Origin of the sequence: Brevundimonas sp. UBA5866, assembly GCF_002432125.1 — a bacterium.
Taxonomy (GTDB): domain Bacteria; phylum Pseudomonadota; class Alphaproteobacteria; order Caulobacterales; family Caulobacteraceae; genus Brevundimonas.
Window position 1 is genome coordinate 19,117 of record NZ_DJFS01000018.1, and the last position, 13,358, is coordinate 32,474.

Below are 13,358 nucleotides of genomic sequence, written 5' to 3' on the forward strand. Positions count from 1 at the left end.
ACCCTTTTTTGTGTTTCAGTCTAGGCGGACGCGGATCATTTCGCTGCTGTCGTAATCCTTGTTGGCATCGGGATCGGCGGCAAGGGCTTCGGCCATCAGGCTTTCCCCCTCAGTGACCTGACCCGTTTCCTTCAGCATCATGCCAAGGCCGTATCTGGCCTTCTGATTGGCCGGGGCTAACTCCAGAGCGGTGCGATAGGTCGCGACAGCTTCGTCTTCCCGATTGGTCACATACAGAAGATAGCCGCGGCGGGTATGCAGATCAGCATCGTCTGCCTTCTGCGCGATAGCCCTGTTGCAGGCGTCCAGTGCGGCCTCGCGGCTATGCGTCATCAGGCGTTCGGAGACGCAGGCTTGAGCCGGTCTGTCGAGGTCGATCTGGGTCAGTTGTTTGAAGCGCGCCCTGTCCGTAGCGGCACCACGGGTATCACCGCGCAGATCGCGGATGAGCGCGCGGTTGACCATCAGCGCGGGGAAGTCGGTTTCCACCGACAGGGCATCGGTCAGAATGGCTTCGGCCTTGGCGGGGTCCTTGGGGGTCAGTTCTGATGCGAAGCGCTGGGCCATGCCGATGAACAATGAGGTCTTGGCATCGGGATAGCCCAAAGCTTCGGCCACGAGTGCGGTCTGTTCGAGGGCCTGCTGCGGGCGGCCCATGCGAAGCAGAAGGCCGGCCACGGCACCCTTGGCCTCGATGTCCTGCGGCTTGATCGTCACGACGCGTTCCAGATCGGCGAGGGCGCGGGTCGTTTGCCCCATCCGTTCATAGGCGGCGGCCCGGCGGTAAAGCGCATAGGTGTTTTCGGGCCACGCATTGATCGCGCCGGTAAAGGCCAGAAGCGCGTCCAGATCGTCTTCTTCTGTCTCGGCCAGACGGCCCTTGGCATGGAAGAGGATGGTTTCGTTGGGATCGGCGGCCTCGGCGGCGGCGATGTCCGCGCGGGCCTTGTCCACTTCGTTCAAAGACAGATAGGCGAGGGCACGATTGGCCAAGGCATTGGCGTGGGGCGTCGGGAAGCCTGCGATAGCGGCATCGAATTGGGCGATCGCGCCAGCGTAGTCGCCTGCGTTGTACAAGGCATAGCCACGACGCAGCGTAGCTTCCGGGTTATCCGCAGGCGCTTCCGTCAGCGTGGAGCGATCTGCCGCTGTCATGGTGTAGCCGCGGCGCAGACGCATGGTGGCCTTCAGGGTGTTGAAGCTGTCCATGCGCGATTGTTCGATGGCCCGCTCTGCACCGCTCATATAGGGCCGCAGCGCGATAGAGCCGCGATCCGTTTCCAGTCGGTTGCCGTTGCGTCTTACGGTCCGGAAATAGCGCGTGGCGCCGGCTTCGACCTCATAGGGCTCAACCGTCAGTTCGAGGGCGTCGTCTTCCTCGGGCAGTATGATGGTGGTCTGGAACGAGGAGGCCGAGGGGAATGAATTGGCATACAGGGCGTCTTTGAAACGCTCGCCGCGGTGTTCGTCCAGTCCCTTCCATGTGACGTGTGCCAGCGGGATGTTTATGGGGCCGTTGGACCAGTCAAAAGCCACCCGTGCGGTGGCACTGGCGACAAACTCGTGGGTGGCCTCGCGGTATTCCCATTGGCTCTTCACGTCGGAAACCTGACCGAAGTCCTTGAGGAATTTGTTCCAGCGATCGTCATACCAGCGCGTCAGTTCGGTGTTGGGCACCGCGCTGATACCCGATTGCATTTCGGTGGCCGCATTGCCCCGCCCGTAATCGGTCAGGGTGACGCGGGCAGGGCTGTAGACACCGTCCGAAAAGTCGATCTCGATTTGAAGGGTGGGCTTGGCCTGCGATGGTACCCGCACCGGGATGTTCTCCAGGCGGGCGCGCTCGACGATGGGCAGGACATATTCGTGCACGATGGACTTGTCCGGCGTCAGGCTGCGGTCACCGATACGCGCGCCATCCATCAGATAGGTTTCGCCGTTGATAAGCGCCTTGACGATCACATGGTCGAAAGCGCCCACCATCGGCAGGTATTTGTCCAGCGGCAGATTTTCCGATGAGACGAGCACCGGAACGGCGTCGATATCCAGTGCCTTCAGTATCGCCACCAGAAGAACGGTCTTGCCCTTGCAATCGCCCTGGCGGCTGGCCCAGACCTCGCTGGCCGAAGTCGGCAGCCAGCCGCCGTCTCCCAGCGCTATGGCCAGATAGCGCACCTCGTCCTGAACCAGTCGCAGGGCGGCCACGGCGCGCGCTTCGGGCGTGGCGTGCTCTGCTTTTATCCGCGCGACCTGTGCTGCCAGATCATCGGCAGCCGGCAGGGCGATGGCCTGCTGATAGGCGGGGCGGATGTAGTCCACGATGCTTCCCCATTGGGGGATGCTGCTGATCTGCCAGCCGTAATCGGGAATGGAATAGGCGGAAACGGTTTGCGGGAAGGTCTCGGCCTGGACATCGGTCAGGCGCATGGTCATGACCTTGATGCCGTTCGCTTCCTGGATCGGTGGCAGGGTGGCGTGGGCACCGGCGCGGGTCTGGACCCTTAGAGTGGAAGGCCAACTGACCGTGGTGACCGCCAGATCCAGAGGAATGGGCGACACGGGCACATTCTGCATCTCCAGCGGATTGCCGAAGATGTCGAACTGCGTCCTGACCGAATAGGCAAAATCGATCACGTCGCCCACGCGGACGTCGGGTGCCAACAGAACGCCCGTCAGGAAGCCATTGATCTGAAGAGAGGATTCAAGACCTGTTTCACGGCGCAGTACGGTGAAATCGACCTTGTCAAGAAGCTCGATGGTTTCACCGGCGCGAATAATCCGCGCGTGATGGACCGAGGGCGTCTGTAAGGCGGGATTCCATTCCAAGCCCAGCTGCGAGCCGTGTTGCAGCCCCAGCGACGAGAGGATCTTGATCCGCATGCGGATATAGCTCTCGTTGTGCGTCCCAAAATGCCGCACATGGGATTCGGCCAGTTCGTAACGGAGATGCTGGGAAGCATCGTCCGGCATATTGGACAGATGCGGGGCAACCTCCGGCAGCCATTCCGGCGCTGGAGCGCGCAGGATGGTGTCCCCCGCCATAGCCGGAGAGGCGAGAAGCCACACCGCCGCAGCCATCATCAGTCTGTTTTTCACGGGATATCCTGCCGTTATGTTGCCATAATCCGACTAACAGAACTGCAGGGCGGGGAATAGGGATGTGACCTATTTGGAGCCGCGCTTCCGGATCAGGCCTTCCTGGGCGACGCTGGCGACCAGCTTTCCGTCGCGGGTGAAGATCTGGCCACGGTTGAAGCCACGTCCGCACGAGGCCGAGGGGCTGTCAGTGACGTACAGCAGCCAGTCGTCGGCGCGGAAGTCGTTGTGGAACCAGATGGCGTGGTCGAGGCTGGCAACCTGATAGGCCGGATCGAAAAAGCTGACGGCGTGAGGCAGGCCGCACGTGCTGAGCAGGGTCATGTCCGAGGCATAGGCCAGAACGGCACGGTGCATGGCCGCATCGTCACCCAGCGCGCTGGCGGTACGGAACCACGAGGCATGGCGCGGCTCTTCCGGTGTCGGCGCCAGAGGATTGCGGACATAGACATGCCGGAACTCGATGGAGCGCGGGCGCAGGGCATAGTCACGCAAGCTGTCGGGCAGATGGTCTGCGACGGCGCGCCACAGATCGATTTCGGGCACCAGTTCCTCAGGCGCTGGGACAGCCGGCATCCGATCCTGATGCTCGAAACCGGTTTCTGGAACCTGGAATGACAGCAGCATATTCAGGATCGGCTCGCCGCCCTGCGAGGCGATGACGCGGCGGGTCGAGAAGGTGCGGCCATCATGGTCGCGGGCCACGCGATAAATGATCGGTCTGCCCTCTTGGCCCGGGCGCATGAAGTAACAGTGAAGGGAGTGGCAGGTGCCGCCCTCGACCGTTTGCTGGGCGGCCTGAAGAGCCTGTGCCACCACCTGGCCGCCATAAACCCGTCCCTTGCCGCCGGGCAGCGGGATGCCGCGATAAAGGTCTGTATCCAGCGTCTCGACGGTCAGCAGTTCAACCAGCGCATCGACGCGCGCCGGAGCCGAAGGCGAGGAAGGGTCCTTGGGGGAGGGCAGTTCAGTCATCAGGCCTAAGAAATCCCGGCATCGAAAGGGAGGTTGCAATCATCGGCCCAGACACCTTGCGGTGCAAGCAAAAGCCGCTTCTTGACCCGGGGTAAGGCTCGGAAGAATGGCGGGAATTCGGAAAGGAAAGCGGGCCGCCCCGCTTCGGAGCGAACTTCCGGTCCCTAACTAGCAGCGGCTTTGTTCGGGGTGCGCAAAATCTTGCAACGATCACTGTCTATTCCGCGCTTGGGCGCGGAATATTTGCCTAATTTCGGCAGATATAGAAACGAAATAGCGCAAAATCGATCTTGAAACTGTCCATTGTGCGAACAGTCTTTCTTTCGCGGCAGCGAAAAGCGTACCGCAATGCGAAGCCCTGAACCGACCAGGTAAGGGGAGAGTCGCGTATGCGTATGGCAGGTCGTCATTCCAAAAGACGTCTGGCACATCGTGCTATTCTATCGGGGGCGTGTGCCTATGCGGCGCTTTCGGCGGGGGCGGCACTGGCACAGGACGCCGTCGATGGAGAGCAGGCGGTTCAGGTGAGCGAGATTGTCGTCACCGGCTCGCGCATCGCGCGCCGCGACTATGCCTCCAACAGCCCGCTGACTTCGGTGACGGCAGAGGCCATCGAAAACACCGGGCAGGTGACGGTTGAAAAGGCCCTGACCCAAATGCCCCAGTTTGCGGGCGCTATGGGCCAGAGCACTTCGGGCTCTTCCTCGACGGCTCTGAACGGGGGGCAGGCCTATGCCAGCCTTCGCGGTCTGGGCTCCAAACGCACGCTGATCCTGCTGGATGGCAAGCGCCTCCAGCCATCGAACCCCGACGGCTCGGTGGATCTGAACATCATCCCCGAAGCCCTGATCGGCAATGTTGAGGTCATCACCGGCGGGGCCTCGACCGCCTATGGTTCGGATGCCACCGCAGGCGTGGTCAACTTCCGTCTCAAGCGCGATTTCTCAGGCGTTACGGTCGCGTCCCAGTATGGCGTTTCGGACTATGGCGACGGCGAGAGCTTCCGCCTGTCGGTGACGGCGGGTGACCGCTTTGCCGATGATCGCGGCCGGGCCGTCATTTCTCTGGACTATTCGATGCGCGACGTGGCCCTGCAGGCCGAGCGCGACTATTATTACCGCCGCAACCGCCAGTCCAGCACTGCCATCATCGCCCAGGGCACCGCCTGGTTCGGCACCAACCGCCCGACGATCGCGGCGGTGAACGATCTGTTCGTCGGCCGGTATGGTGCCGCACCCATCGCGGGCGTCGGCGGTTTCTACAATGGCCAGATCGGCTTCAATACCGGGGACCGGACGGTGTTCAACCTGGGCACCTCGGCACCTGTCTCCAACCTGCGCGATGAAGAGAATGACGGGGCGTTCCTGAACGCTGCGGGCACCAACATGCTGTGGGGATGGACCCAGAACAGCGTGCAGAACGACAACCAGCGCTATTCGCTGTTCTCGCGCGTGGACTATGAGCTGGCCCCCAACCTCGACTTCTTCATCCAGGGGACCCTGACCAGCTATGAGTCCGAGGGTATTTTCAATCCCACGCTGGCGGGTCTGGCCTATGCGCTCAGCGTGCCGGTGACCAACCCCTATATCGGTGCTGACTTTGCCGGACTGTTGGCTTCGCGGCCTGATCCGACGGCGGATTTTTCCTTTTGGAAGGACCTCGATTTCGCGGGCAAGCGCCTGCAGAAATATGCCTATGACGTCTATCAGTTCATCGGCGGCCTGTCGGGCGATGTGGGTTTCAAGGATTGGACGTGGGAAGCCTATGCGGCGGTCTCGCGCTCGGACTTCGAGAATGTGCAGGCGGGCGGGGTTTCGCGTTCGGCCATCAGCCGGCTGCTCTACAGCCCGACGGGTGGGGCCGATCTGTGCGCGGGCGGCTTCAATCCGTTCGGTGCCCATGCGCCGTCGGCAGAATGCGTGAACTATGTCACCCGCCGCACCAAGAACACCAATGAGCTGACCCAGCGCATGGCCGAGGCCAGCGTGACCGGCGGCCTGTTCGAACTGCCTGCGGGCGAGGTGCGTTTCGCGGCGGGTGTGGGCTATCGCTACAACGACTTCGCCTTCGAGCCGGATACGCTGCTGGCACAGCCGGACGGCACCAGCGACGTTCTGGGCTATTCCGAACTGCGTCCTTCGTCGGGCGATGTGGATGCGACCGAAATCTTCGCCGAGTTCCTCGTTCCGGTCCTCAAGGACCTGCCGCTAGTGAAACTGCTGGAAGTCGATCTGGGCTATCGCTATTCCAACTATAGCTCGGTCGGTGGTGTCCAGGCCTATAAGGCGGACATCAACTGGGAGGTGAACGACACCCTGCGCCTGCGCGGCGGCTATAACCGCGCCGTGCGTGCCCCCAGCGTGGGCGAGCTTTACGCCCCGATCTCGACCGCGACCGTCACCATCGGCACTGCCACACCGGCCAATACCGACGGCGATCCGTGCGACACCCGCTCTTCCTTCCGCCAGGGTCCGAACGGCCAGAAGGTCGCCGACCTCTGCGTTGCTCTGGGCGTGCCGGAAACGATCATTGACACCTATCAGTTCGGCGCGGCACAGGTCTTTGCACTGACCGGCGGCAATCCCGATCTTCAGGAAGAAACGGCGGATACCTATTCGCTGGGCGCGGTCATTTCGCCCAGCTTTGACTCGCCGTGGCTGAGCAATATCACCGCCTCGGTCGACTGGTACCAGATCAAGGTGGCCGACGCCGTGGGGACGCTGGGTGTCGGCAATGCCATCCGCTATTGCTTCAATGACGGCGGCAACAACCCGACCTACGACAGGAACAACTATTACTGCCAGTTGCAGGACCGCAGCACGGTTGACGGCAATATGGTCAATCCGCTGCAACCTCTGCTGAACCTCGGCGCGTTCAATGTGACGGGTGTGGACCTGCAGTTCGACTGGCGTCTTCATCTGTCCGACCTGGGATTTGGCGATACCGGCACGGTGACGCTGGGCTCGGCGGTATCCTATCTCCAGAGCTTCGAGATCCAGGCTCTGCCGGGGCCACCGGTCTATGACTATGCCGGGACCTGGGGCACCGCGATCGAGGCCAATGCCGGTCAGGCCCACCCCGAGTGGAAGGCCGTCACCAGCGTCGGCTATTCGCGCGACGGCTGGAACGTCGGCCTGCGCTGGCGGCATACCTCGGAGATGATCCATTCGGCGCGGGTGACCTCGCCGAACAGCACGACACGCGGGGTGGATGCCTATGATGTGTTCGACCTGAACGCCCGTGTGGACCTGCCGTGGCAGACTTCGTTGCGCTTTACAGTCACCAACCTGTTCAACACGGCACCGCCACAGGTCGGCGATGTGCGCGGAACCTATGACCCGCAGAACTATGACGTTCTGGGCCGCTACTATTCGGTCGCGGTGACCAAGACGTTCTGATGGACGTGGGAGCCGCGACTATTTGCGGCTCCCTTTTGCGTTTCCGGTGGACGAAGCTTCACGGGCAAGGCGAGAGTGATGTTCTTGGGACAGCGCCATCGGCGCTGTGGAGGAGGAAAGTATGAAAGTTTCGATGAAGAAGGGTCTGGCTGCCGGTGTGGTCGCAGCGCTGTTGGCTTCTGCGGGGGCGGCCTTTGCGGGCGAGGTCTCCTACATCCACGCAGGCCGCGTTCTGGCCGATCCGGCAACGGGCCGTGTGGCCGAGCGCCAGACGCTGGTGATCGAGGATGGCAAGGTCAAGGAAATCCGCGACGGCTTCGTCGGCGAGGGCAATGTCGTTGACCTGTCCGGCAAGTTCGTCCTGCCGGGCTTCATCGACAGCCACGTTCACCTGAACGGCCAGCAAGGCGACGGTGACCGTGCATCGCGGTTCACCACGACCTCGGCCGATGCCGCCCTTCGTGGCGCCCAATACGCCAAGATCACCCTTGAATCGGGCTTTACGACCGTGGCGGATCTGGGGGGCAATATCGATGCCGTTGTCGGCCTGCGCAATGCCATCGCCCAAGGCCGTGTACCGGGCCCGCGCATCCTGGCCTCGGCCGGTACGGTGACCCCGCACGGCGGTCATGGCGATGCCAATGGCGTGCCGGAATCGCTGGTGCCGCACCTGCGCTCGTCGGGCGTCTGTTCGGGGCCGGACGACTGCCGCCGCGCTGTGCGTGAACGTGTCCGCTCCGGTGCAGACATCATCAAGATCACGGCCACGGGCGGGGTTCTGTCCGACACCGGCGCGGGCCTGAACCAACAGTTCGCGGACGAGGAACTGCGCGCCATTGTCGAGACCGCCCACTTCATGGGCCGTCAGGTCACCGCCCACGCCCACGGCACGGACGGCATCAACAGCTTCCTGCGGGCCGGTGGTGACTCGATAGAGCACGGCACCTTCCTCGACAACGAAACCATCCGCATGCTGAAGGCCAATGGCGGCTATCTGGTCCCGACCCTGCTGGCCGGCGATTTCGTTGCCCGTGAAGCCGTGCGTCCGGGCAATACCTTCACCGAGCACCAGCGCAAGAAGTCGTTGGAGGCCGGTCCGCTGATGCTGGACATGGCGCGCCGCGCCCACGCCGCGGGCGTCAAGATCGCTTTCGGTACCGACAACGGCGTGGCCCCGCACGGCACCAATGCCCGTGAGTTCCAACTGCTGGTGCAGGCGGGCCTGACCCCGCTGGAAGCCATCCAGACCGCGACGATCAATGCCGCCGACCACTTCCGTCTGGGTGACCAGATCGGCCGCATCACCGCAGGCTACAATGCCGACATCATCGCTGTCGAAGGCAATCCGCTGGAAGACGTGACCACCCTGATGGACGTCAACTTCGTCATGCGTGCGGGCAAAATCTACAAGCAGCAATAAGCCGCTCGAGAGACAGGGCAGGGGCCGCCTTCCGAAAGGAGGGCGGCCCTTTTCCTTTTGGCGGGGGCGCAATCACCCGCGATTTGCTGTAGGGGGTGCGCCCCCCTGTTTCTGCCTGCCGGATCAAGCCTGTGACGTCTGCCACCATCGGTATCGACTTTGGAACCACCAATACGGTGGTGGCCATCAGCCATCCGGGGGGCGACACCCATGTCATGACGCTGGAAGGGCCGGAGGGTCTGGAGAAGGGCTGGCGTTCGGCGTTGGGGTTCCAGCTGGTGCACAATGCAGGTGGCGTGGCCGAGCGCGTCATTACCGCGGGGCCGTGGGCCATCGAGGCCTATCTGGAAGACCCGCTGGAGACGCGTTTCATCCAGTCGTTCAAGAATTTCGCCGCCAGCAGTGCCTTCACCGAGACGGTGATCGACAGCAAACGCTACAAGTTCGAGGACCTGCTGGCCGCCTTCCTGAAACAGGTGAAACACTATGGTGGCGAGGCGATGCACAACCTGCCGCCGCGCGTGATCGTAGGGCGGCCGGTGACCTTTGCCGGGGGCAATCCCAAGGAAGATCTGGCGCTGGAACGCTATCAGGCCGCGTTCGAGCAACTGGGCTTTGAAGATATCCGCTATGCCTATGAACCGGTCGGCGCGGCCTTCTATTTCGCGCGGAACCTGATGCAGGCGGCAACCGTGTTGGTGGCCGACTTCGGCGGCGGTACGTCGGACTTTTCCATCATCCGTTTCGAGCCGACGCCGGATGGCTTGCGATCGACCCCTCTGGGCCGTGCGGGTGTGGGCATTGCAGGCGATGCCTTCGACTATCGCATCATCGACCATCTGGTGTCGCCGGAACTGGGCAAGGGCACGCAATACACCAGCTTTGGCAAAACCCTGCCGATCCCGCAGCGCTATTACACCGCCTTTGCCAAATGGGAGCAGCTGGCGCTGCTGCGGGCATCGCGCGACATGAAGGACATCCGCTTGCTGGTGCGCGATGCCGAGGAGCCGGAGAAGGTGGAGCGTCTGGTCGAGGTGCTGGACGACAACCACGGCTATGCCCTTTACCGCGCCGTTTCGGACCTGAAAGTGGCCCTGTCGTCCAAGGATGAGGCCCGGTTTGTGTTCACGGTGGGCGGCATTGATATCCGCGCCAATGTGACCCGCGCCGAATTCGAAGGCTGGATCGCGCCGGACCTAGAAGCGATGCAGAATGCGGTCGATCAGGCGCTGGCCGAAGCGGGTATCGAGGCCGGCGGCGTGGACCGCGTCTTCCTTACGGGGGGCACCTCGTTTGTGCCGGCGGTGCGCGAAATTTTCGTCAGCCGCTTCGGTCATGAAAAAATCGAAAGCGGCAGTGAATTTGAGTCGATCGCCTCCGGTCTGGCGCTTATCGGGAAAGAAACGGACCTTGATCTGTGGAGCGAGAGAAAATCATCCTAAGGCATTATTTGCCTGTATGGTGACGCTTTGGGTGCATATTTGCGCAGACTTTGGTTGCGGTGCAGAAATAGGGGTGGATTTTTGCCGGATCGTGGCTTAGTGAACGCCGCGATGGTTGAGATGCAGTTCCAGCTTGGACTCGCCCTTGGGCGACTTATGAGTGGCCGCCGGGGTTAACGGCTGCCTCGGTGGCGACGTGTCTGCGCCGCACATCTCCCGCTAAAAATCTGCTTACCCAAGAGAGGCGCATCCCATGCTGCGCGACCCCTCGGTCAAATACCGTCCGTTTCCGCAAATCGACCTGCCCAATCGCCAATGGCCGTCCAAGACGATCACCAAGGCCCCGCGCTGGCTGTCCACCGATCTGCGCGACGGTAATCAGGCCCTGATCGACCCGATGGACGCCGCCAAGAAGCAGCGTTTCTTCGACATGCTGGTGAAGATCGGCCTGAAGGAGATCGAGGTCGGCTTCCCGTCTGCGGGCGCGACCGAGTTCGACTTCATCTCGGGCCTGGTGCGTAACGACAGCATCCCCGAGGATGTGATGGTGCAGGTGCTGACCCAGTCACGTCGCGACCTGATCCAGAAGACGTTTGAATCGCTGGAAGGCGCGCGCACGGCGACCGTCCACCTGTACAATGCCGTATCGCCCGCATGGCGCGAAGTGGTGTTCAACATGGACCGCGCGGGCGTGAAGGCACTGGCCATCGAAGGCGCAAAGATGCTGCGCGAAGAGGCCGAAAAGCGTCCGGACACCGACTGGCGCTTTGAATATTCACCGGAAACCTTCTCGACCGCCGAACTGGATTTCAGCTTGGAAGTCGCCGAGGCCGTTCAGGACATTCTGGAGCCGACGGCTGGAAAGCCGATGATCCTGAACCTGCCGGCCACAGTCGAATGCTCGACCCCCAACATCTATGCCGACCAGATCGAGTGGATGATCCGCAATCTGTCGCGCCGTGATGCGGTGGTGATCTCGCTGCACCCGCACAACGACCGTGGTACGGGCGTGGCGGCGGCGGAGCTGGGTCTGATGGCCGGTGCCGACCGTATCGAGGGCTGTATCTTCGGTAACGGCGAGCGCACGGGCAATGTGGATATCGTGACGCTGGCGCTGAATATGTACACTCAGGGCGTCTCGCCGGAGCTGGACTTCTCAAACATGGAGGAGATCGTCCAGACGGTGGAGTTCTGCAACCAGATCCCCGTCCATCCGCGCCATCCCTATGCGGGCGAGCTGGTGTTCACGGCCTTCTCGGGCTCGCACCAGGATGCGATCAAGAAGGGCTTCGAGGCGCAGAAGAAGCGCAACGACCAGATCTGGAACGTGCCCTATCTGCCGATCGATCCGGCCGATATCGGTGCCAGCTACGAGGCCGTCATCCGCGTGAACTCGCAGTCCGGCAAGGGCGGCATGGCGTGGGTGCTGCAACAGGACAAGGGCCTGAAACTGCCCAAGGCCATGCAGGCCGACTTCAGCCGCGCGGTCCAGAAATTGGCCGACGAGACCAGCCGCGAGCTGACCAGCGCCGACATCTGGGACGCCTTCAAGAAGACCTATCGCGTCGAAGGCCCGCAGCAGTTCGAGCTGATGACCTTTGCCGAGCATGGCATCGCCAAGAGCGATGGCCAGCGCGTGTTCAGCGGCGATGTGAAGATCGGCCACAAGGTCCAGAACATCACCGGACGCGGCAACGGGCTGATCTCGGCCCTGCTGGACGGCATGCGCGAGGCGGGCGGTCCGGTGTTCGAGATCGTCGATTATCAGGAACACGCCATCGGCGCTGGCACCGATGCCAAGGCCGCGGCCTATGTGCAGTGTCGCACGGCGGACGGCCAGACGGTGTTCGGCTTCGGCATGGATTCCGATGTGGCCACGGCTTCGGCCCGTGCGGTGATCAGCGCGGCCAATACCGCCTCTGCCCGTCAGGAACAGACGCTGGCGGCCTGATGCGTGCATCCTTTCGGGATGTGCAGCGCTGGTGATCGATCGCGGACCTGTGTGCTAGACATGGGTCCGCTTTCGTTTCCGCAGGGGGCCTGTTTGAGATCGCGTACCGAAAAGCGCCGCTGGGCGTGGGGAAGCCTGTTCGTCAGTGTCCCGTTTTTGGCATGGACCTTTCTGGCTGTGCATTTCCAGCTGGGGGCGATGGGATGGTGGGTCTATGCGCTTCCGGTGCTGGTCGCGGCGATCGTACTGGCGGCATCCTTTAGGGGAGCCAAGCGGGCGTGGGCCGTACTGGGGATCATGCTGGTTACGGTCGTGGTGGCATGGGCACAGGTGCGTCCGCAACAGAACCGCGATTGGGCACCTGAGCTGTCGCGCGGCGTACAGGCTGAAATCGACGGCCCGATTGTGCGGTTGAGGAATGTCCGCGATTTCCGCTGGCGTACCCGCGATGATGGCGAGGCCCGCTGGATCACCAAAACGGTCGATCTGGATCGGCTGGAGCATGTGGATTTCATCCGCACGACATGGGCCAGCGAGGCCATCGCCCACACCATGATCAGCTTTGGTTTCAGCGATGGCCAGTATGTCGTCTTCTCCGCCGAGATCCGGCGCGAGAAGCACGAGAAGTTTTCCGAACTGGGCGGTTTCTTCAAAAAGTTCGAACTGGTCCTGATCGGGGCGACCGAGGAGGACATCGTCAAACTGCGCACCCATGCGCGCAACGAGGATGTGTCCATCTATCGCCTGAGCATGACACCGGAACAGCGGCGTGGCCTGTTCCTGTCCTATGTCGGTCTGGGCAATGATCTGGCCCGTGAACCGCGCTGGTACCAGACGATCACGACCAACTGTACGACCGTGATCTGGAAGCTGGCGCGGGTTGTGGCACCGGGCCTGCCTATGGACTGGCGTATCCTGCTGTCGGGGTATACGCAGGACTATCTGTATGATCTGGGCGTGATCGCCAATGACCGCCCGCTCGATGTCATAAAGGCCAGGGCCCGCATCACCGCCAAGGCCCGCGCCCTGCCCGGGGATGCGGACTACTCCCGTGCCGTCCGTCAGGGGCTGTAAGC

General features: G+C 62.4%; 7 protein-coding genes. 5 read left to right on the top strand and 2 right to left on the bottom strand.

All coding sequences use genetic code 11. From position 1 onward, the window contains the following. Positions 1-15 precede the first annotated feature (15 nt). Together B3H86_RS01460 and B3H86_RS01465 are read right to left on the bottom strand one after the other, a co-directional pair. Positions 16-3,096, bottom strand: a complete 3,081-nt coding sequence (locus B3H86_RS01460; RefSeq protein ID WP_292050784.1) for a DUF3857 domain-containing protein — start codon at positions 3,094-3,096, stop codon at positions 16-18. A gap of 69 nt (positions 3,097-3,165) precedes the next feature. Continuing rightward, positions 3,166-4,071: an acyl-CoA thioesterase gene (locus B3H86_RS01465; RefSeq protein WP_292050785.1), complete on the bottom strand. Its 906-nt coding sequence runs from the start codon at positions 4,069-4,071 to the stop codon at positions 3,166-3,168. A gap of 389 nt (positions 4,072-4,460) precedes the next feature. Between B3H86_RS01465 and B3H86_RS01470 the strand changes: the two genes are divergently transcribed. The 5 genes from B3H86_RS01470 (at position 4,461) to B3H86_RS01490 (ending at position 13,356) form a co-directional block, all read left to right on the top strand. After that, positions 4,461-7,469 (top strand): TonB-dependent receptor domain-containing protein, encoded by a 3,009-nt coding sequence (locus B3H86_RS01470; protein WP_292050786.1) that lies wholly within the window; start codon positions 4,461-4,463, stop codon positions 7,467-7,469. 133 nt (positions 7,470-7,602) lie between these two features. After that, positions 7,603-8,889: a metal-dependent hydrolase family protein gene (locus B3H86_RS01475; protein ID WP_292050837.1), complete on the top strand. Its 1,287-nt coding sequence runs from the start codon at positions 7,603-7,605 to the stop codon at positions 8,887-8,889. Positions 8,890-9,011: 122 nt separating this feature from the next. Then, on the top strand, positions 9,012-10,331 hold the full coding sequence (locus tag B3H86_RS01480) for an Hsp70 family protein (protein WP_409450228.1): 1,320 nt from the start codon (positions 9,012-9,014) through the stop codon (positions 10,329-10,331). A gap of 253 nt (positions 10,332-10,584) precedes the next feature. Beyond that, positions 10,585-12,282 carry a 2-isopropylmalate synthase gene (gene leuA, locus B3H86_RS01485; RefSeq protein ID WP_292050788.1) on the top strand — a complete coding sequence of 566 codons (1,698 nt, stop codon included), beginning with the start codon at positions 10,585-10,587 and terminating at the stop codon, positions 12,280-12,282. Between the two features lie 93 nt (positions 12,283-12,375). Further along, entirely contained in the window at positions 12,376-13,356 is a 981-nt protein-coding gene (locus B3H86_RS01490; RefSeq protein WP_292050789.1) for a DUF4105 domain-containing protein, read from the top strand. The last annotated feature ends 2 nt before the right edge of the window (positions 13,357-13,358 follow it).

Coding starts and splice junctions, on each gene's coding strand:
- B3H86_RS01470 (WP_292050786.1), top strand. CDS start 4,461: ATGCGTATGGCAGGTCGTCATTCCAAAAGACGTCTGGCACATCGTGCT.
- B3H86_RS01465 (WP_292050785.1), bottom strand. CDS start 4,071: ATGACTGAACTGCCCTCCCCCAAGGACCCTTCCTCGCCTTCGGCTCCG.
- leuA (WP_292050788.1), top strand. CDS start 10,585: ATGCTGCGCGACCCCTCGGTCAAATACCGTCCGTTTCCGCAAATCGAC.
- B3H86_RS01475 (WP_292050837.1), top strand. CDS start 7,603: ATGAAGAAGGGTCTGGCTGCCGGTGTGGTCGCAGCGCTGTTGGCTTCT.